Raw genomic sequence first — 18,891 nt, 5'->3', positions numbered from 1 at the left:
GAATTCAGCCCCGGCAGTATCAGATCGTGAGATGTCCCGCTCACGTCGTGATCACCGATGGCTCCTTGTCCTCCGGCCGCTCCGGGGACTCCACTGCCCGCTGCGGAGCGGAGCACGCCGGAAAGTGGGGTGGGTCACAGGGGCGCGCGGGATCGCACGGGGGAGCTGTGGCTATGAGGAGGCGGCCTGCTCCAGGGCCTCGGCCAGACTGCTCCGCGCGTGCGTCGTCACCGGGTGGCCCTCGCCCAGGGCCCGGGCACAGACGTCCAGCGTCCGCTCAAGGAGCGCGGTCGCCCGCGGCAGGTCGCCCGCCGCCCGGTAGGCACGCGCGAGGTGCAGCTGTGACCGCAACGCGTCCGGATGCTCCCCGCCCAGCGTCCGGACGCGGTCGGCGGCCGTCTGCTCAAGCAGGGCCACCGCGCGCTCCAGGTCCCCCGCGGCCTCGCAGCAGTACGCGACGTTGCTGCGCACGACGTGGGTGAAGGGGTGGTCGCCGCCCAGCACGCGCAGGCAGCCGGCCAGGGCCTCCTCGAACATCGGGGCCGCCCGGGCCAGCTGCCCCGCCAGCAGATACGCGTCCGCGAGGTTGTTGCGCGAGAGCAGCGTGCTCAGATGGTCGGAGCCCAGGAGACGCATGCGGTCGGACAGGTTCCGCTCGTGCAGCGGCGTCGCGCGCTCCAGGTCCCCCGCCGTCTGATAGGCACTCGCGAGGTTGTTGCGCACGATGAGCGTGTTCGGGTCGTCGTCGCCGCTCACTTCGATCCGGGCCGTCAGCGTCCGCTCCAGGAGCGCGATCGCCTCGTCCAGCTCCCCCGCCGACTCGTACGCGCTCGCGAGGTTGTTGTACGCGGTCAGCGTGCTGGCGTGCTTCTCGCCGAACAGACGGGACGAAGCGGCCACGGAACGGCGCAGGAGCGCGATGGCCCGGCCCCGCTGCTCCTGCCCCGCCAGGTACTGCGCCCACTCGTTGAGGGCGAAGTCGGTGTCCTCGGTGTCGTCGGCGGGGTCGACCGCGTCCAGGAGCGCTTCGACATGGGGCAGCAGACGCCTCCACTCGGGCCAGCCCGCGACGTTGAGACGGGGGTCCAGCGGAAGGACGCGCCGCAGCGCCGCCGCGGCCCTGTCCCGCGCCTCCGTGATGCGCTCCGGCGCCCGGTGCGGATCCTCGGGCGACGCCGTGCGCGCCACCCGCTGCACGAGGCGGTGCACGCCCAGCGTCTGCCGCTCCAGCGAGATCAGGTTGTAGTCGGCGAGCAGCCCCAGGGCCTGGGCCAGGTCCAGCGGGTCTTCGACCACCTCCGTGAAGAGCTCCCGGGGGATGTCCGTGGGCGCGCACCACGCGGCCATGCGCAGGAGGTCCACCGCGCGGGGGTCCTTGGCGTGCACGGCGTCGAGAGTGATGCGCCAGATCCGGGCCACGGTCCGCATCGGGTCCGTACCGCCGGGCGCGGCGGCCGTCGTGCGCTCCGGATGCCGCCGGAGCATGAGCCGGTACTCGCCCAGCGTGCTCCCGGTCTGCGCCACGAAGGCACCCGCCTGCTCCAACGCCAGGGGCAGATGGCCGAGTTCCTCGGCGAGGGCCCGCGCCTCGGCCCCGGCCTCGCCGTCGTCCGTGAGCCGGGCGAGCAGGTCGAGGGACGCGCCCTCGTCCAGGACCGGCAGGGCGATCGGGGCGCCCGCCCAGCCGCTCCGGTAGCGACTGGTGATCAAGTACCGCCCGGAGGACCGCAGTTGCCCCGTCACCGCCGCCGCGACCTGAGGCCGCTCCACGTTGTCGAACACCAGGAGCCAGCCCGGGTGCGTCTGGAGCCAGCCGACGGCCCAGTCGGCTGCCTGGGTGGTGGTGAGGTCCGAGGCGGCGGCCCCCTGGACGCGCAGGGCGAGGGCGGCGAGGCTCGCCTCGATCAGTTCGCGGCTGTCCGAGCGGATCCACCACACCAGGCGGTACGTCCCCACGTGCGCGTGGGCGTAGTGCAACGCCAAGGTCGTCTTGCCGACACCGCCCAGGCCGTGCAGCGTCTGCGTGATGGTCTGGGAGTCCCCGGCCAGGGCCCGCTCCAGCTCGGCGAGCACGTCCTCGCGGCCCACGAAGTGCCGGGACGGCAGCTCGGGCAGGTTGTTGAGGCCGGGCGGGGCCTCGATGTCGTACGCCGTCCGCCCGTACGGAAGCTCCGCGGTCAGGGTCTCCAGGAGCAGCTCCCCCACCGCCCGCGCGAAGCCGGGCCGGGCCGCGAGCGACTCCACCGACACCGCCGTGAGCTGGTTCGCCTCGTAGTCACGGGCCCGGTCCGCGGTGAGGACGCCGATGATCCGTCCCCGGCAGAAGAGCGCGGCTCCCGAGGCCCCCGCCCAGCGCCCCTCGCCCTTGCTCGGTGCCGCCGCCCGGTCGACGTGGACGGTGATGACGCCGTCCGCCTTCAGGCCCGTCAGGGCCTCGACGTGGCCGCGGATCTCCTTGGTGTCACGGAGGCCGTCGCGCGCCTCCGAGCGGGGCAGGCCCACGGCGAGACAGGGGAGCCGGCCCTCCGCCGGGGGCGCCGCCGCGTCGATCCTGCCCCACCGCACCGGCTCTCCCCCGGGCGGCGTCCACCGGGTGTCCACGATCCGGAGCAGCGCCGCGTCGGGTGCGCCGGCGTCCGCGGCGGGCCAGAGCACCTCGGCCCGCGCCCACGCGTCGCTCCCGAGCGGTCTGACCTCCGCCGCTCCGGCGCCGCGCACGTTATGGAGCGCCGTCAGGACCAGGCGGTCCGCGACGAGGTAGCCGGTGCCGGAGAGGCCCGCGTCCGGATTCCACAGCTCGACGACCCGTCGTACGTCCATCGCGCGCTACCGAGGGCGCCCCTGCGCGTCACGGTCGCCGATGAGGCGGTCCTCGCCCGCGTCGTCCACCGGCTGGAGGGTCACCTTGAGGCGGTGGGTCGTACCGGTCGAGCGGGACCCCTTCGCCTCCGCCCCGAAGGGGAGCACGAAGACCTTCGCCCGTGCCTCGCCCTCCTTGCGGACGTCGACGGAGAACTCCAGCTCCACGGGGCCGGTGCGGAACCGCACGCTCTCGTTCCGGCCCGCTTCCTCCGCCCGGAGCAGCTCCGCGCGCACCGCGCCGATCGCCTCCGCGAGTCCCGCCCAGGATGTCTCGTCCGCCACAAGCAAGCCCCCCTCACCGCACGGCAGTAGTGCGCAGCGTAACGCCACGCCCCGCCGGGGGAGCCGGGAAGCGGATTACTGGACCGGGCGCAGGCCCAGGGGCCCGGCGATCTCCTCGGCCATGACCTTGCCCGCGGCCTCTTCCAGGGTCTCGTCCGTGAGGTCCTGGTCGGTGTCGAGGCCGTTGAGGTCCTCCAGGGGCTGGTTCAGGCGGACGTGGGCGACCAGGGACTGGAGGGCGCGCAGGGACGCCGACGCCGTGGCGCCCCAGTTGGAGAAGTAGGAGAACTGCCACCACCACAGGGCCTCCGTGGTGCGGCCCTCGCGGTAGTGGGCCAGGCCGTGGCGGAGGTCGGTGACGACGTCGGCCAGGTCGTCGGAGATGCGGCAGGCCACCGGGGCCTTGCGCGGCTCGTACGGGTCGAAGACCTCGGAGTAGACGTCGATCGGGTCGAGGAGGACGGCCAGGCGCTCGCGGAGCTCGTCCACGTCGCCCTCCGGGCCCAGGTCCGGCTCGTAGCGCTCGTCGGGGACGATGTCCTCGTGCGCGCCGAGGCGGCCCCCGGCCAGGAGCAGCTGGGAGACCTCCAGGAGGAGGAAGGGGACGGCCGAGTCCGGCTCGTCGCCCCGGGCGACCTCCGTGACCGCGACGATGAAGCTCTCGATCTGGTCGGAGATCTGGACCGCGAAGTCGTCCGGGTCCTGGGACGCGGCGTGCACCAGCGTCTTCGGCTGGGGCTCAGGTGACTTAGACATCTAGGAGTCGTCTCCCCTCGAAAGCGCGGCCCAGGGTGACCTCGTCCGCGTATTCCAGATCTCCCCCGACAGGGAGTCCGCTGGCCAGGCGGGTGACCTTCAGGCCCATCGGCTTGATCATGCGCGCGAGGTACGTCGCCGTGGCCTCGCCCTCCAGGTTCGGGTCCGTCGCGAGGATCAGCTCGATGACGGTGCCGTCGGCGAGGCGCGCGAGGAGTTCCCGTATGCGCAGGTCGTCGGGGCCCACGCCCTCGATGGGGCTGATGGCGCCGCCGAGCACGTGGTACCGGCCCCGGAACTCACGGGTCCGCTCGATCGCCACGACGTCCTTGGGCTCCTCGACCACGCAGATGACCGCGGGGTCCCGACGGGGGTCGCGGCAGATGTTGCAGAGCTCCTCCTGCGCCACGTTCCCGCAGGTCGCGCAGAAGCGGACCTTCTCCTTCACCTCCAGGAGCGCATGCGCGAGGCGCCGCACGTCCGTGGGCTCCGCCTGGAGGATGTGGAAGGCGATCCGCTGCGCGCTCTTGGGACCGACGCCGGGCAGCCTGCCCAATTCGTCGATGAGGTCCTGGACCACGCCTTCGTACAACGGACTGCCTTTCCTGCGGGTTTTCCGGGGTCAGTGTTCGGGGGTCAGGGGGCTTTGATACGTACCGTAGTTGGCCGCCGGGCGACTTTGAAGGTAACGGCGATTAGAACGGCAGGCCGGGGATGCCGCCGCCGCCGAGTCCCTGGGCCAGCGGGCCGAGCTTCTGCTGCTGGAGCGCCTGCGCGTTCTCGTTCGCCGCGTGCACGGCGGCCACGACCAGGTCCGCGAGGGTCTCCGTGTCCTCCGGGTCGACCGCCTTCGGGTCGATCGCGAGGGCGCGCAGCTCACCGGAGCCGGTGACCGTGGCCTTGACGAGGCCGCCGCCCGCCTGGCCTTCGACCTCGGTGCGCGCCAGCTCCTCCTGTGCCTTCGCGAGGTCCTGCTGCATCTTCTGGGCCTGCTGGAGCAGCTGCTGCATGTTGGGCTGTCCACCACCGGGGATCACGATCAGCTCCTGGTGTCGATCGAGTGCGTACGACGTGCTTGTCGGGCGGGTTGACGCCTGGCACGAGCCTACGTGGTGACCGGGGCGCGCGCCCCGGCACTCCCGGCGGCACTCTTTCGGGTGAGATCGACCGCGCTCCTATACCTGATCAAGCTCCCCTTCCAGGCGGAAAAGCCGTGAAAACGGCCGCATAGCCACCCATTGGGCGGTAGGACTTGTGCTCGCGCAGAGGCACCGTCCATTACGTTGCGTCACTTATGCGGAACTTATGCGGAAGCCGAGGGAGTGCCGGGTGAGCCACCACCAGCCGGAGATGCAGCCTGAGGGGGTGCCCCATGACGGGCACGAGGCCGGGGCGGGGGCGCCGGGCGGCGCGGGTGGCGGGCTCGGGGGCGCCCCGGGCGGCCGGGAGTTCCCCACGGGCGACTGGGGCGAGCCCGCGGCGCGGCTCGACGAGCTGTACCGGTGGGTGGAGCGGGGTGCGCTCGACACCGCCGGGTGGTACCTGCGCGACCGCGTCCGCAAGCGGCGCGGGGCCCGGCTCCTGCGCGGCGGCGCCGCGCTCGGGGCGCTCGGGGCCGGGGTCCTTCCGCTGCTCGACCTCACCGGGGCGGTGGGCGCCTCGGCCACGTGGGGATTCGTTTCGCTGCTCGCCGGGGTCGCGTGCGTGGGGTGCGACCGGTACTTCGGCTTCACGTCCGGGTGGATAAGGGACGTCGCCACCGCGCAGGCCGTGCAGCGGCGGTTGCAGGTGCTGCAGTTCGACTGGGCGTCGGAGAGCGTGCGGGAGGTGCTCGGGCCGACGGAGGGGACCGCGAGCGAGGCGGCGGAGCGGTGTCTCGGGGTGCTGCGGAGGTTCTCCGACGACGTGACGGAGCTGGTGCGGGCCGAGACCGTGGACTGGATGGTGGAGTTCGGCGCGGGGGCCGCGCCGCTCGCCATGCAGTCCGGCGGGGGCGGCCCCGCCCCCGGCCCCGCCCGCGAGCCCGGCGGGGCCCCGGGCCGTTTCCCCCTGCCACCGGGGGCCCGGCCGAACATGCCCCGGCAGCGCCCCCCTGAGCCCCGGTGAGGCGAGGGCGCCCCGGTGGCCGGCGGGGCCCGGCTGCATGGCTGGGCGGCACCTGGGCTGTGCCCACCCGTTCCGCCCTCTGGGCGGACCAGCTGCCCACAGCGGAGGGGAGAGAGCCGGCTAGCTGTAGATGATCATTGAGCCCTGGGCCAGGCTTCGGGTCGTGGCTGCGTGGAGGCCGAGCCAGACGTGGCGTTCGCGGGCGAAGGGGCTCGGGTCGTGGGGCGGCGCGGGGGCCGGTTCCTCCAGGGCCGTCGGGGACCGCGGCGGGGCCGGGGGCAGCGGCGGGTTCGCGGGGTCTATGCCGATGGACGGCGCCACGAACTCCAGCTCGCGCAGGAGGGCGTGCGAGGACCCCAGCGGACCGCCGCCCGCGAGCAGCTCGTCGTTGGCGAGCGGCGCCGGGAAGTCCACGGGCACGTACGCCCCGGCGTGGTCGTAGTGCCACACCAGATGCGACTGCTGGGCCGTCGCATCGAACATCTCCAGGAGCTGTTCGTAGTCACCGCCGAGCTCGTCGACCGGCGTCACCTCAAGACCGCAGACGCGCAGCAGGTACGCGCGCCGCAGGAAGTGCAGCGCGTCGTAGTCGAAGCCCGCCACCGGCGCCACGTCGCCGGACAGGCCCGGCATGTACGCGTAGACGGGGACCGTCGGCAGGCCCGCGTCGGTCAGCGCCTTGTCGTACGCGGCGAGTTCCTCCGCGAAGGGGTTGTCGGGGCTGTGGCAGAGCACATCGACGAGCGGGACGAGCCACAAGTCGCAGGCCAAGAAGGGCTCCTCGGGTCAGCGGATGGGCGGGCGCGTGCGCGGGGGTTCACTACCGTGCGTGTTGTTCCCGCAGCGTAGTGGCAGCGGGGCCGCTCAGGATCCCCCTTGCACGTCCCAGATCCACACCCCGTCTACCCACTTTCCGCGCTGTCCAAGAAGGTCGTCGAGGGTGCTGCGCAGCGCCGCGTCGGCGGCCTGCGGGGCGAGCACGACGACGCCCGCGTTCCAGTACCGCAGGTCCTCGCGCACGGCCCGCCGCCAGGCGTCCGTGGCGCCCACGGCCACGCCGGTGCCCCGGATGTCGCGGAGGAGGTTGGTGGTGTTGCGGGGCGGGGCGCCGTAGATGCCGACGCGGTCCGGGCCCCAGGGCCCGTTGAAGTAGCCGCCGGGGAGCCTGAAGCCCAGGCCCGCGGTGGTCTGCCAGTGCAGCGCCTCCGCGTAGCCGGGGTCGGGCAGCGGCACCGGGACGAGGGTCTCCCCCGCCGCCGTGTCGACGTAACGCCGCCAGGTGCCGTCGGCGATGAACGCCGGGACCTCGATCCGGTCCACGGCCTTCAGGGGCAGCGGTACGAGGGGCAGCAGGGCGGCGGCGACCGCGCCGAGGCCCGCGTACCGCACGGCGGCGGCCCGGGTGCGGCCCGCCGTCGGCGCCCACCCCGGCGCCCGTCGCGTGCTCACGAGCAGCCGCTCGATCGCGAGCGCCACGAGCATGCCGAGCACCGGAGCGCACACCATCGCCACGCGCCCCTCGATGACCGACTCGAAGAGCGGCCGGTCGGAGAGGAGGGCCCACGGCCCGGGCAGGACCACGTCCGTCAGCGGGATGCGGAACTTCGGGCCCAAGGACAGGAACGCCGCCGCGACCGCCGTGAACGCGAGGGCCTTCACCGCGGGGCGCCGCCACAGCCACACCGTGATCACGAGGGCGAGCACGACGAGCGGCCAGCCGTAGAAGGCGTTCTGCTCGGTCGGGTTCATCGAGAGCGAGGCAGCGGTGTCCGCGTCGCCCGCGAGGGAGCGCTCGGCGAAGGACAGCAGGGCGAGCGGGCTGTTTCCCGCGTTGTCGCCGTGCAGCACGCTCTTGTAGCTCTGCGGCCCGAAGAACTGCCACCACAGAGGGAAGGCGACCAGGGGCAGACAGACGCCGACGCCGATCGCCAGGCCCCGCGCGAGGGGGCGCCAGGCGGCGCGTGCGACATCCCGCCGCACCACCGCGTACGCAAGGGTGAAGAGCACCATCCCCATGGCGGCGAGCAGCAGCGGCTCCTCGCCGAGGAAGATCTGGTACGCCGTGAACAGGCCGAGCACCACGCCGTCCCGTACGACGTGACGGCCCGCGCACAGGCGCAGCGCCCGATCGATGATCAGCGGGATCATGAACAGGACGATGAAGTTCGGGTGCGCGTGCGCGTGGCTGACCATCGGCGGCGCGAAGGCGGCGAGCGCCGCGCCGACGGCGGCGGCTCCCCGGTGCCGTACGAGCCGCCGGCGAAGGAGCCAGTACCAGGCGGTCGCGGTGGCGGCGAGGCCCAGCGTCATCGCCACGTTCAGGCTGACGGCCGGGCCGAACACCCAGGTCACGGGGGCCAGCGGCACGGAAAGCCCGAGCATGACCGTGTTGGCCATGAGGTTCACGCCGTCCGGGGCGTTCTGGAAGGTCGTGAACAGGGGGTTGTCGAGGTGCCTGACGTTGTGGGCGGTGACCTCGAAGAACCACTCCCACTGGTTCTGGTCCTGGAGGGCGTGCGGGAGGTAGCGGGTGTCCGGGGAGATCCAGCGGCGCGCGTACAGGGCGGTCGATGCGACCAGGAACAGGGCGGCGACGAGCAGATCGGCGGGGCGCAGCGCGCGGGCGCGCAGCGCGGTCAGCTCGGCCAGGACGCGGACGTAGTCGGTGGGCCGCACCTTGGAGCCCTCCTGGTGCGACCACTGCACCGGCACCTCGGCGACCGGCCAGCCCTGGGCGCGGAAGTGGTGCAGGATCTCGACGTCGATGCCCCAGCCGCGCAGGCGTGACGCGGCGAACGCCGCGCGGGCCCGGTCGCCGTCGAACAGCTTGAATCCGCACTGGGTGTCACGGATCCCGGGGACGGCGACCGTGCGTATGACGAAGTTCCCGCCCCGGCCGAGCAGCTCGCGCAGCCGGTGCTGGTGCACGCCGATCGTCGCGCCGGGCCGCGCCCGGGAGCCGACCGCGGCCGCGTTCCCGTCGGCCAGGGCCTTCTCCAGGGCCTCCAGCTCCTCGATGGGCGCGGCCAGGTCGGCGTCCGTGACCAGGACGCGGCGGCCGTACGAGGCGAGGACGCCCTGGCGCAGGGCGTGGCCCTTGCCGCGGTTCCTGCCGCCGCGCACCAGCTGGACGCGGGGGTCGGCCGCGGCGGCCGCGGCGGCGATCTCCGCCGTGCGGTCCGTGGAGCCGTCGTCGACGACGATCAGCTCCCACGCCGGGGGCTCGGGGGCCGCGTCGAGGTAGGCGCGGACGGCCTCCAGGGTGGGGGCGAGACGGCGCTCCTCGTTGAAGGCGGGGATGACGACGCTGAGGTCCACGGCGGTCATCCGGAGGCCCGCTCGTCGTCCCCGGCGGCCAGCGTCTCGATGAGCCGCAGGGAGTGGGCGTTGTACTCCGCGACGATGCGGTGCGCGGCGAGCGGGTCGCGGCGCGACACGGCGTCCACCAGCTCCGTGTGCCGCGACCACAGGCGGCCGCGCAGCTCGCCGCCGCGCTCCGCCTCGCGGCGCAGGTGCGGGACCGCGCACACCCAGGACTTGACGCGCAGGCGGTGCAGGAAGTCGGCGAGGTAGGCGTTGCCGAAGAGGGCGCTCAGCTCGCGCCAGAAGCGCAGGTCGTAGCCTATGAGGACGGTGAGGTCGCCCGCGGCGGCGGCGCGGGCCGCCTCCTCGCCGCGGCGGCGCACCGACACGAATCCGGCCGCCGGGACGGTGCGGCGCTCCGCCGTCACGGCGAGGTCGCGGAAGATGCCGTCGGCGACGAGGCCGCGGGCCTCGATCATGCCGCGGTAGTCGGCGAGCGTGTGCTCGTGCACGCGGAAGCCGCGGTGCTGCACCGAGTCCAGGAGGCCCTGCGCCGAGAGGTTCACCAGGGCCTCGCGGACCGGGGTCGCGGAGACGCCGTACTGCTCGGCTATCTCCTTCACCGTGAACTCCTGGCCCGGCACGAGGCGGCCCGCGAGGATCTCGTCGCGCAGGGCGTCGGCGATCTGCTGGCGCAGGGTGCTGCGGATGACGGCGGGGCCGTCGGCTCCGGGCATGGTTGGTGGCCTCCCCCTGCGTGGTGCTGTCCGGGTCCGCTCGGACGACGCTCCCGGCGTCGTCGCTTACGAGCACGTCAGACTACGCGGTCGGGGTTCCGCCCCCCGAGCCCCGCCCGCCCCCGCCCGGGGTGCGGACGGGGGCGGGGCGCCGGCGCGAGGGCCGCCGCCGGGATCAGGTCGTGTGGGTGTCGGTGATGTCCAGGGCCCGGTCAAGGGCCGCGAGGCCGGCCTTCGCCTCGGCGTCGGTGATGGTGCAGGGCGGCACCACGTGGGTGCGGTTCATGTTCACGAAGGGCCACAGGCCGTTCGCCTTCGCGGCGGCGGCGAACGAGGCCATCGGGGCGTTGGCCTCGCCGGTCGCGTTGTAGGGGACCAGCGGCTCCCGGGTCTCCCGGTCGCGTACGAGCTCCAGGGCCCAGAACATGCCGATGCCGCGCACCTCGCCCACGCTCGGGTGGCGCGCGGCGAGCTCGCGCAGGCCGGGGCCGATGATGTCGGCGCCGACGCGGGCCGCGTTCTCGACCACGCCCTCGTCCGCCATGACGTTCAGCGTGGCGACGGCGGCCGCGCAGGCCAGCGGGTGGCCGGAGTAGGTGAGTCCGCCCGGGTAGGGCCTGCGGGCGAAGGTCTCGGCGATCGCCGACGAGATCGCCACGCCGCCGAGCGGCACGTACCCGGAGTTCACGCCCTTGGCGAAGGTCAGCAGGTCCGGTACGACGCCCTCGTAGTGGTCCACGGCGAACCACGCGCCGGTGCGGCCGAAGCCCGCCATGACCTCGTCCAGGACGAGCACGATGCCGTGCCGGTCGCACAGCTCGCGCACGCCCGCGAGGTAGCCGGGCGGCGGGGGCATGATCCCGGCGGTGCCGGGGATCGTTTCGAGGATGATCGCCGCGATGGTCCCGGGCCCCTCGAAGGCGATGGTGTCCTCCAGGTGCGTCAGGGCCCGCTCGCACTCCTGGGTCTCGTTCTCGGAGTAGAACGGGGACCGGTAGAGGAAGGGTGCCCAGAAGTGCACGACGCCCGCCGAGGCGGTGTCGGACGGCCAGCGGCGCGGGTCACCGGTCAGGTTGATCGCGGCGGCGGTGGCCCCGTGGTACGAGCGGTACGCGGAGAGCACCTTGGGGCGGCCCGTGTGCAGCCGGGCCATGCGGGTGGCGTTCTCGACGGCCTCCGCGCCCCCGTTGGTGAAGAAGATCTTGTCCAGGTCGCCCGGGGTGCGCTCGGCGATAAGCCGGGCCGCCTCCGAACGGGCCTCGATCGCGAACGCCGGGGCGAACGTGGCGAGGCTCGCGGCCTGCTCCTGGATCGCGGCGACGACCTTGGGGTGCTGGTAGCCGATGTTCGTGTAGACGAGGCCGCTGGTGAAGTCGAGGTAACGGTTGCCCTCGTAGTCCCAGAAGTACGAGCCGTCCGCGCCGGCCACCGCGAGCGGGGTGATCAGTTCCTGGGCCGACCAGGAGTGGAAGACGTGCGCGCGGTCGGTTGCGGCGACCGCTGCGCCGAGCTGGGGGTTGGGCTGAGGGGTCATGGGGGTGAGGGTAGGTGTCCGGAATGCGCCCTGGACATGTGCGCGGTGTCTGGCGGCCGCCCCATAACGCGACAACCTGTCGCCCGCGGGGTGGGGCGCCGGGCCTCAGTCGTCCGGAGCCCGGTGGGCCCGGGGCCTGCCGTCGGGGCAGGTGATGTCGTAGGTCAGGTCGTCGGCGTCCTCCGCGCCATCGCCGTCGTCGGCGTCGTCGCTGGGCTCCGCCTCCAGGCGGGCCGCACGGCCCGGCCCGCGCACCACGTCCTCGTCGAAGTGGTAGCCGTCCGCCGGGCTCCAGGAGACGAGGTACACCGTGCCGCCCGGGCGGCACTCCACCGTGGCCGTGCCTCCGGTGAAACGGACCGTCGACCGCTCGGGGGCCATCGACCGCGAGGGCCCTGGGCCCGATGGCCTCGGATCCGAAGGCGTCGGGCCCGAAGGCCGCGGGCTCGACGGCGTCGGGCCCGAAGGCGTAGGGCTCGAAGGGGTCGGGCTCGGAGGGGTCGGGCTCGGAGGGGTCGGGCTCGAAGGCGTCGCGTCCGCCGTCCCCTCCCCCGCCAGCGCCCTGCGCACCGCCCCTTCGTCCAGCGGACGGCTGTGCGCCGCGCCCCCGCCGTCCGCGCTCGCCAGCTGCCAGGCCCCGAGGCCCCCCGCGGCCGTGCCGACCGCCACCCACGCCACCGTGCCCGCGGCACTCCACCACTTCCGCATCCGTCCACCCTCCCCCGCCGTTCCCTAACGTCCGGTTAAGAGCCCGGTTAAGGGTCGATCAGCAGCCCGGTCAGCCGGAAACCGATGGTGAACTCGCCCCGAACTCCTGGCTACCGTGACCCCATGGCCCATCTTCTCGTCGTGGAGGACGACCCCCAGCTGCGCGGCGCCCTGCTGCGGGCCCTGCGGGACAGGGGGCACGCCGTGGTGACGGCGCCGACGGGCATGGCGGGGCTCGACGCGGCCGTGACGCACCCGCCGGACCTGGTCGTGCTCGACCTGGGCCTGCCGGACGTGGACGGGGCGCAGGTCCTGCGGATGCTGCGCGCCGTCAGCGACGTACCGGTCATCGTGGCGACGGCCCGCGACGAGGAGCCGGAGATGGTGGCGGCCCTGGGCGACGGGGCGGACGACTACATCGTGAAGCCGTTCGGCGCCGCCCAGTTGGACGCCCGCGTCAAGGCGGTGCTCCGGCGGCTCGGCGCGGGCGCGGCCGAGGAGCCCCTGCGGGTGGGCGGCCTCACCGTGGACCCGGCCGCGCGCGAGGTGACCCTGGACGGCGCGGCCGTGGACCTCACCCCGCGCGAGTTCGACCTCCTTGCCCATCTGGCCCGGCGCGCGGGCCGGGTGGTGTCGCGGCGCGAACTCCTCGCCGAGGTCTGGCACCAGCCGCTCGGCGGCGCCGACAAGACCGTCGACGTGCATCTGTCGTGGCTGCGCCGCAAGCTGGGCGAGACCGCGCAGGCCCCGCGCTATCTGCACACCGTCCGCACGGTGGGCGTCAAACTCGCCGCGCCCGAGCCGTCGTAGGAAGCGGCCGTCATGCGCCGCCGCCTGCTCCTGCTGACCGCCGCCACCACCGCCCTCGTGCTCACCGCCCTGCTCGTGCCGCTCACCCTGCTCACCCGCAGCCACGCCGCCGACCGCGCCACCGCGGAGGCCACCGCGCGGGCCCAGTGGGTGGCGCACGCCATCGGGCCCGCCCTGGCGTCGCGGAAGGAGCGGCCGACCGCCGAGCAGACCGTGGAGAGCGTCAACGGACCCGGGCTGCCGCGCACTTCGCTGATCCTGGGCGGCGGCGCGACCGTCGGCCCCGGGCCCGCCGAGATCACCGACGCCGTCCGGCTGGCCCGCACCGGACGGGCGTTCACGTACGAGCCCTCGTCCGGCGGCCGCCAGGTCCTGGTCCCCGTGCACGGCGCGGCCGACGGCACCGCCGTCGTCCAGGTCACGCTCACCGACCGGCAGTTGTACGCGGGCACGCTGACCTCGTGGCTCGTGCTCGCCGGGATCGGCGTCGGGCTCGTCCTGCTCGGACTGCTGCTCGCCGACCGGCTCGGGGCCCGCCTCGTGGGCGCGACGCGGGGCCTGGCCAGGACCGCCGACCGGCTCGCCGCCGGGGACCTGTCGGCCCGCGCCGCCCCGGAGGGGCCGCCCGAGCTGCGGCTCGTCGCCGCCGAGCTGAACCGCCTCGCGGCCCGCATCGACGACCTGCTCACCGCCGAACGCGTCACCGCCCGCGAGAACGCCGCCGACCTCGCCCACCGCCTGCGCACCCCGGTGGCCGCCCTGCGCCTGGACGCGGAGACGCTGCGGGACCCGGAGGAGGCCCGGCGCATCGCGGCGGACGTGGTCGCCCTGGAGCGCAGCGTCGACGACGTGATCCGCAAGGCCCGCCGCCCGCTGAACGCCGCCCCGGGCGCGGACCTGGCGGCCGTGGCCCGCGAACGCGCCGCCTTCTGGCAGCCGTTGGCCGAGGACCAGGGGCGCAGCGGTGACGTCGAGGCCCCTGACGACAGGCTCACCGTGCCCGTGCCGTACGACGAACTCGCCGCAGGCATCGACGCGTTGATCGGCAACGTGCTCGACCACACGCCCCAGGGGACCGCCTACCGCGTCGCCGTCACCACGGGGCCCGACGGCCGCGCGCGCCTGACCGTCAGCGACGACGGGCCCGGCTTCCCCGGCTCCTGCGCCCGGTCCGCCGCGCGCGGCGCGAGCGGCGGCGGGTCGACGGGCCTCGGCCTGGACATCGCCCGGCGCACGGCGGAGGACGCGGGCGGCTCGTTCGCCGTCGAGCACCGCCCGACCCGCGTGACGCTCACCTTTCCCCGTCCGGCCCGTCCCCAGGACGGCCCGGACGGCCCGGACCGTCCGGATCACCCGAACCACCCGGCCCGCCCGGATCGCCCGGATCGCCGGGACCCCCCACCGCCCGCGGGAACGCGACCCGGACCGCCCGCGCCCAGCGGTTGATCCCCAGGTCCGGGCGGACCGCCGCCAGGCCGCCGCAGTACTTGGTGAACTCCGCGGCCCGCAGGCCGTACCGGTGCAGGACCCGGTCGGCGTCCGTCAGCTTGCCGCGCGTCTTCGTCTCGACGAGGACGAGCCCGCTGTCGGCCGTCGCCGTGCGGCCCGTCGCCACGTCCCGGACGACGAGGGCGGCGTCGCACGTGATCCGCTGGCCGTCGGCCACGAACGTCGCCCGCCGGTAGTGCGTGACCAGGGAGGGCGTCAGGGAGGCCGGCGCCTCGACGCCGTACGAACCGCGGAGCACCCCGGCGAGGAAGCCGCGCCGGGTGTCGTCGAGCGCGTGCTCGTCGCCCCGCATGCGCTGGCGGTGCTTGACGGTCTCGCCGCGCCCGGTCTTCAGCTTGATCTCGAACTGCCGCTCCCCGCTGTCCTGATAGACCCGCTCCCGTATCCGGTAGCGCAGCCGGCGGCCCTGGCGGTGGTCGTGGAAGGTGCCGAGGCCCGGGGTGTCGTAGTACGTCGAGTGGTACCCGAAGCTGCGGCGGCCGCCGATGCTCAGGGCCCGGAACGGGCCGCCGCGTCTGCGCGGGTCGGTGAGCAGCGCGGCGAAGTCCTCGAAGACCTCGACGGGGACCAGATAGCCGTGGTCGTAGCGGGCGAGCAGCTCCGCGCGGGCGTTCAGCTCCGCGAGCGAGACGGGGTGCGCGGCGAGCGCGGCGCGGCTCAGGGCACGAAGGGCAGGGTTCACGCGGGCTCCTTGCTGAGGCGTGCGGCCGGTCCTGACGTCGTACGCGTACTCCTACTCGTACTCCTAGTGAACGACCGGGAGCCCTCCGTGAGTTCCGGCTGCCGGAAGCGGACTTCCAGCACCATGAGGTCGCGGACGAAGTCCACCTCGTGGACGGTCCAGCCGAGCGGCTGCCCGACGCGGCGCTCCAACTCGGCGCGCAGGGCGTCCTCCTCGCGGTACACGGCGTCGAGGGTGACGACGGCGCGGCGGTCGCGGGCGTACAGGCGCGGGTGGTCGGCGACGTACATCACGAGCAGGAGCACGGCCGCGAGGCCCGCGGCGGAGGGCAGGGACAGGCCGGGAAGCCCGCACAGGAGCCCGAGGACGAGCGTCGTGAAGTAGTACGCGACCTCCTGGTGGCGCACCGCGTCGGAGCGGAGCCGGACGATCGAGAGCACGCCGAAGAGCCCGAACCCGAGCGCGAGTCCGCCGCCCCTGGCCTCCGACAGGGCGGCGACGACCGAGAACAGCGCGACGTTCAGGGCCAGATAGGCGGGCACCAGCTCGCGCCGGTGGTGGCGCGGATAGAAGACGGCGAAGGTCAGCAGCGCGACGGCCAGGAGGTCGAGGCCCAGATGGGCGGCGAGCGTCGTGAGGTCCATGCGCCGGACGCTAGGCGGGGGCGGGTTAAGGGGGCGCCTGGTGAGCGTTAAGGCTCCCCGGGCTCGGGCTCCCGCCCAGCCATTGACAGCAAACTGTCGTAATGACAGCATCCTTACATACCCACTCGGGCAGCGGCCCGGGTCCGGGAGCCCGGCACTGGAGGTCACCATGAGCAAGGCCGTTCACCTCGCCGTCTACGACACGCTCGCCGACTGGGAGACCGGGTACGCCACCGCGTTCCTCGCCCGCACCGGCCACACCGTCCGCACGGTCGGCCTGACCGCGGAGCCGGTCACCAGCATCGGAGGCGCCCGCGTGGAGCCGGACCTCACGCTCGACGCGCTGCGCCCCGAGGACAGCGAGCTGCTCATCCTGCCCGGGGCCGACCTGTGGGACACGGGCGACGGTCTCGCGCCGTTCGCCCGCACCGCCCGCGCGTTCCTCGACGCGGGCGTGCCCGTCGCCGCGATCTGCGGGGCAACGGCCGGACTCGCCCGCGAGGGGCTGCTCGACGAGCGCGCCCACACCAGCGCCGTACCGATGTACCTGGACGCGACCGGCTACAAGGGCGCGGACCGGTACGTCGAGTCCGACGCCATCACCGACGGCGACCTGATCACCGCGGGGCCCACCGAGCCCGTCGCGTTCGCCCGCGAAGTCCTGGGCCGCATGGGCGCGTTCGAGGGCGAGAAGCTCGACGCCTGGTACCGGCTCTTCCACGACTCGGACCCGGCCGCGTACGAGACGCTGAACTCATGAGCGCCGCGGACGACGGCGAGCGCGCCGCCCAGGACCTGCTCAGCCGCACCGCGGTCGGCGTCTTCCGGCTCAACGGCCAGTTCCTCGGCATCTCCGAGGAACTGGCCCGGCCCGCCGGGCTCACCGCCGCCTGGTGGCAGGTGCTCGGCGCCGTCCTGCGCGAGCCCCTGCCGGTGGCCGGCATCGCCCGCGCCATGGGCATCACCCGGCAGAGCGTGCAGCGCGTCGCCGACCTGCTCGTACGCCGCGGACTCGCCGAGTACGCGCCGAACCCCGCGCACCGCCGCGCCAAGCTCCTGCGCCCCACCGACGAGGGGCGCGCGGCCGTCGCGAAGATCGAGCCGGGCCACGCGGACCTCGCCGCCCGGCTCAGGGACGCGCTGGGCGCGGCCGAGTTCGAGCGGACCGTGCTGGCCCTGGAGCGACTTTCGGACGCGCTCGCGAGCCTTGAGCAGGCCGTTACGCAACCGTAGAGCGATGCCGTGGTCGTAGGCGAGGGAACTCAACGGGACTACGACGAACAGCCTCAAGGGCTCGCTCACGTCACGCATGGGATCGCACCCCCCAGAACCACCGCTCCGTACCGGCGGCCCCGTAGCCGGGCCAGTCCTCATCCAGCCAGGCGGCGGCGAGGCGCGCGCCTTCGACGCAGTCGGCGAGGAGGCCGGTGTGAATACCGGGGCAGTGGTCGAGGTGCTCGCGGTAGGCCCCGTAGAGGTCCGGGAACTCGTAGTCGCCCACGTACTCGTCGGGCCCTGCGGCGGTCACGTCGTCACGCCCTTCATCGCCTCGTGCGCGGTGGTGTACGCGGACAACAGCTCGGCTGGGTCCGTGAGGAGGAGCGGGGTGGTGGGGGCGACGATCCAGGAGCGGGTGCGCACGGTGAGCGGGGCGACGACGGCGGGGCCTGGGGCCGCGATGAAGTCGCCGCGGCTGAGCGTGGTGGCCTGCGGCGCGCACCAGGACCGCGCGGTCCCAGGAGGGACGAGGACCTCGACGTGCGTCGCGGTGTGCAGCACGGGCCCGAGCAGAGCGCTGTCGGCACGCAGGCAGTGGATGGTGCGCCAGCCGATGCGCTGCGGCATGCGGACCACGTCCCAGGCGGCTCCGACGGGGACCGGCGCGAGGTCGCCGCGATCCCACTCGGCGAGTGCTCTGCGGACGTCGGCGCGTGCTTCCGTGAGCCAGGTGACAGCGCCTGCGGTTGTCGTGCTCTCGGCCATGTCGGCTCCTGCTGGTCGGCCACGCCCCGGGACCGTTCGCCTGGTCGCCGGAGTTTCGTCGTAACCACCGACGCTAGGAACTGGCGCAGCGCAGGCGCCACGAAGTTGCACCGAATTACAGGGAAGTTGAGGCTCCCGAGGTGGCTGCACAGGCCCTCTTGACGCCATGACGCGAGGGGATGAACGTGGTGCAAATCTCTGCAACCGAGTGGCGCGGAAGGCGGGGCACCATGACCATTCACTTCGTCGGGATCGACCCTGAGACGGACGAGGACGGATGCCCAACAGTGTGGGTGGACAGGTCGACGTCGGATCTGCTGATCCAGGGGTACGAGGCCGACGAGAGGACGAGCGCCCAGTGCGAGGCCCTGTCGCCGGCGCGGGCCCCGATCCCGCCCGGCGAGGGAATCATCAGGGTCCCGGCCCGTATGGTTTCGATCATCAGGAAGGCGTGCGATGAGCTCGGTCCCGGAGTTCGCTGAACTCCTCGCCGGCGCCGTGAAGTCGGCCGTCCACCTGGAGATGAGGGACGCCTACTACAGCAACCCTCGCTTCGAGGCCTGGCAGGAGGGCCGACGGGTCGAATGGGCTGATCGCACTTCCTGGTGGCGTCCCTACCACCAGGTCATCGCGGATGCCGTCGCCCGTGGCGTCCACGTACGCCGCGCCCGGATCGTCTCGGAGCCCGTCACCGATTACATCAGGTGGGAGCACTACCAGACCCGCGCCAACACCGAGGCGGGCGAGGAGGTCCGCTGGCTGCCCCGCCACCGCACGTGGGACATGCTGCTTCCCGGTAGCGATCTATGGATCTTCGACGGACGGCTGATGCGCGTCCACCACTTCTCCGGTGACGGCGAGTGGATCAACAAGGAACTGTGCGACGACTCAGCCGTGGTCGGCCAGCAGGCAGCCGCGTTCGAGCGCGTCTGGGAGCGGGCCGTTCCGCACGACCAGTACGAGGTCAAGTAACCG

20 protein-coding genes and 1 pseudogene are annotated in these 18,891 nt (G+C 73.6%); 7 read left to right on the top strand and 14 right to left on the bottom strand.

The features are described 5' to 3' along the window. Positions 1–171 precede the first annotated feature (171 nt). The 5 genes from CP982_RS22970 to CP982_RS22950 all read right to left on the bottom strand — a co-directional run bounded on the left by CP982_RS22970 (position 172) and on the right by CP982_RS22950 (position 4,937). Positions 172–2,820 carry a tetratricopeptide repeat protein gene (locus CP982_RS22970; RefSeq protein WP_150512250.1) on the bottom strand — a complete coding sequence of 883 codons (2,649 nt, stop codon included), beginning with the start codon at positions 2,818–2,820 and terminating at the stop codon, positions 172–174. Positions 2,821–2,826: 6 nt separating this feature from the next. Next, on the bottom strand, positions 2,827–3,144 hold the full coding sequence (locus tag CP982_RS22965) for a trypco2 family protein (RefSeq protein ID WP_150512249.1): 318 nt from the start codon (positions 3,142–3,144) through the stop codon (positions 2,827–2,829). Positions 3,145–3,219: 75 nt separating this feature from the next. Continuing rightward, positions 3,220–3,900, bottom strand: coding sequence for a DUF5063 domain-containing protein (locus CP982_RS22960; protein ID WP_051855490.1), 681 nt, complete (start codon positions 3,898–3,900; stop codon positions 3,220–3,222). Then, positions 3,893–4,492 carry a recombination mediator RecR gene (gene recR / locus CP982_RS22955; RefSeq protein ID WP_150512248.1) on the bottom strand — a complete coding sequence of 200 codons (600 nt, stop codon included), beginning with the start codon at positions 4,490–4,492 and terminating at the stop codon, positions 3,893–3,895. The genes CP982_RS22960 and recR overlap by 8 nt, the downstream gene beginning before the upstream one ends. Positions 4,493–4,595: 103 nt before the next feature. Beyond that, complete coding sequence (locus CP982_RS22950; protein ID WP_150512247.1) at positions 4,596–4,937, bottom strand: YbaB/EbfC family nucleoid-associated protein; 342 nt, start codon at positions 4,935–4,937, stop codon at positions 4,596–4,598. A gap of 313 nt (positions 4,938–5,250) precedes the next feature. Between CP982_RS22950 and CP982_RS22945 the strand changes: the two genes are divergently transcribed. Then, complete coding sequence (locus CP982_RS22945) at positions 5,251–6,006, top strand: SLATT domain-containing protein (RefSeq protein WP_372503519.1); 756 nt, start codon at positions 5,251–5,253, stop codon at positions 6,004–6,006. A 120-nt stretch (positions 6,007–6,126) separates the two neighbouring features. Here CP982_RS22945 and CP982_RS22940 read toward each other — a convergent pair whose 3' ends face one another. From CP982_RS22940 to CP982_RS41835, 5 genes are all read right to left on the bottom strand, one after another. Then, a complete protein-coding gene (locus CP982_RS22940) occupies positions 6,127–6,777 on the bottom strand; it encodes a hypothetical protein (protein ID WP_150512245.1) in 651 nt (216 codons plus the stop codon). Positions 6,778–6,870: 93 nt separating this feature from the next. Beyond that, positions 6,871–9,333: a dolichyl-phosphate beta-glucosyltransferase gene (locus tag CP982_RS22935; RefSeq protein WP_150512244.1), complete on the bottom strand. Its 2,463-nt coding sequence runs from the start codon at positions 9,331–9,333 to the stop codon at positions 6,871–6,873. Further along, positions 9,330–10,046, bottom strand: a complete 717-nt coding sequence (locus CP982_RS22930) for a GntR family transcriptional regulator (protein WP_150512243.1) — start codon at positions 10,044–10,046, stop codon at positions 9,330–9,332. The genes CP982_RS22935 and CP982_RS22930 overlap by 4 nt, the downstream gene beginning before the upstream one ends. A 175-nt stretch (positions 10,047–10,221) precedes the next feature. Beyond that, positions 10,222–11,580 (bottom strand): aspartate aminotransferase family protein, encoded by a 1,359-nt coding sequence (locus CP982_RS22920; protein ID WP_150512242.1) that lies wholly within the window; start codon positions 11,578–11,580, stop codon positions 10,222–10,224. Between the two features lie 105 nt (positions 11,581–11,685). Then, positions 11,686–11,961 carry a hypothetical protein gene (locus tag CP982_RS41835; RefSeq protein ID WP_170316476.1) on the bottom strand — a complete coding sequence of 92 codons (276 nt, stop codon included), beginning with the start codon at positions 11,959–11,961 and terminating at the stop codon, positions 11,686–11,688. 450 nt (positions 11,962–12,411) lie between these two features. Between CP982_RS41835 and CP982_RS22910 the strand changes: the two genes are divergently transcribed. Then, on the top strand, positions 12,412–13,098 hold the full coding sequence (locus tag CP982_RS22910; protein ID WP_150512240.1) for a response regulator transcription factor: 687 nt from the start codon (positions 12,412–12,414) through the stop codon (positions 13,096–13,098). 12 nt (positions 13,099–13,110) lie between these two features. Further along, positions 13,111–14,346: pseudogene (locus CP982_RS22905) on the top strand (sensor histidine kinase); the annotation flags it as partial. A gap of 43 nt (positions 14,347–14,389) precedes the next feature. Here the strand turns inward: CP982_RS22905 and CP982_RS22900 are convergent. Together CP982_RS22900 and CP982_RS22895 are read right to left on the bottom strand one after the other, a co-directional pair. After that, positions 14,390–15,289, bottom strand: coding sequence for a VTC domain-containing protein (locus CP982_RS22900; RefSeq protein ID WP_229878962.1), 900 nt, complete (start codon positions 15,287–15,289; stop codon positions 14,390–14,392). Further along, on the bottom strand, positions 15,286–15,933 hold the full coding sequence (locus tag CP982_RS22895) for a DUF4956 domain-containing protein (RefSeq protein WP_150512238.1): 648 nt from the start codon (positions 15,931–15,933) through the stop codon (positions 15,286–15,288). Before CP982_RS22895 ends, CP982_RS22900 begins: the two co-directional genes overlap by 4 nt. 169 nt (positions 15,934–16,102) lie before the next feature. On the opposite strand from CP982_RS22895, the gene CP982_RS22890 reads away from it, so the two are divergent. Together CP982_RS22890 and CP982_RS22885 are read left to right on the top strand one after the other, a co-directional pair. Beyond that, positions 16,103–16,693 carry a DJ-1/PfpI family protein gene (locus CP982_RS22890; RefSeq protein WP_150512237.1) on the top strand — a complete coding sequence of 197 codons (591 nt, stop codon included), beginning with the start codon at positions 16,103–16,105 and terminating at the stop codon, positions 16,691–16,693. After that, a complete protein-coding gene (locus CP982_RS22885) occupies positions 16,690–17,166 on the top strand; it encodes a MarR family winged helix-turn-helix transcriptional regulator (protein ID WP_150512236.1) in 477 nt (158 codons plus the stop codon). Before CP982_RS22890 ends, CP982_RS22885 begins: the two co-directional genes overlap by 4 nt. Before the next feature lie 70 nt (positions 17,167–17,236). Here CP982_RS22885 and CP982_RS22880 read toward each other — a convergent pair whose 3' ends face one another. Both CP982_RS22880 and CP982_RS22875 read right to left on the bottom strand, forming a co-directional pair. Next, a complete protein-coding gene (locus tag CP982_RS22880) occupies positions 17,237–17,461 on the bottom strand; it encodes a hypothetical protein (protein WP_150512235.1) in 225 nt (74 codons plus the stop codon). Beyond that, complete coding sequence (locus tag CP982_RS22875) at positions 17,458–17,916, bottom strand: hypothetical protein (RefSeq protein ID WP_150512234.1); 459 nt, start codon at positions 17,914–17,916, stop codon at positions 17,458–17,460. Before CP982_RS22875 ends, CP982_RS22880 begins: the two co-directional genes overlap by 4 nt. Before the next feature lie 230 nt (positions 17,917–18,146). Between CP982_RS22875 and CP982_RS42585 the strand changes: the two genes are divergently transcribed. Next, positions 18,147–18,398: a hypothetical protein gene (locus tag CP982_RS42585; RefSeq protein WP_150512233.1), complete on the top strand. Its 252-nt coding sequence runs from the start codon at positions 18,147–18,149 to the stop codon at positions 18,396–18,398. Continuing rightward, positions 18,373–18,888, top strand: coding sequence for a DUF6879 family protein (locus CP982_RS22865; protein ID WP_150512232.1), 516 nt, complete (start codon positions 18,373–18,375; stop codon positions 18,886–18,888). Before CP982_RS42585 ends, CP982_RS22865 begins: the two co-directional genes overlap by 26 nt. Positions 18,889–18,891: the final 3 nt, after the last annotated feature.

The sequence above is a fragment of the Streptomyces spectabilis genome, assembly GCF_008704795.1.
Taxonomy (GTDB): Bacteria; Actinomycetota; Actinomycetes; order Streptomycetales; family Streptomycetaceae; genus Streptomyces; species Streptomyces spectabilis.
This window is presented reverse-complemented; position numbering and strand designations above follow the sequence as displayed.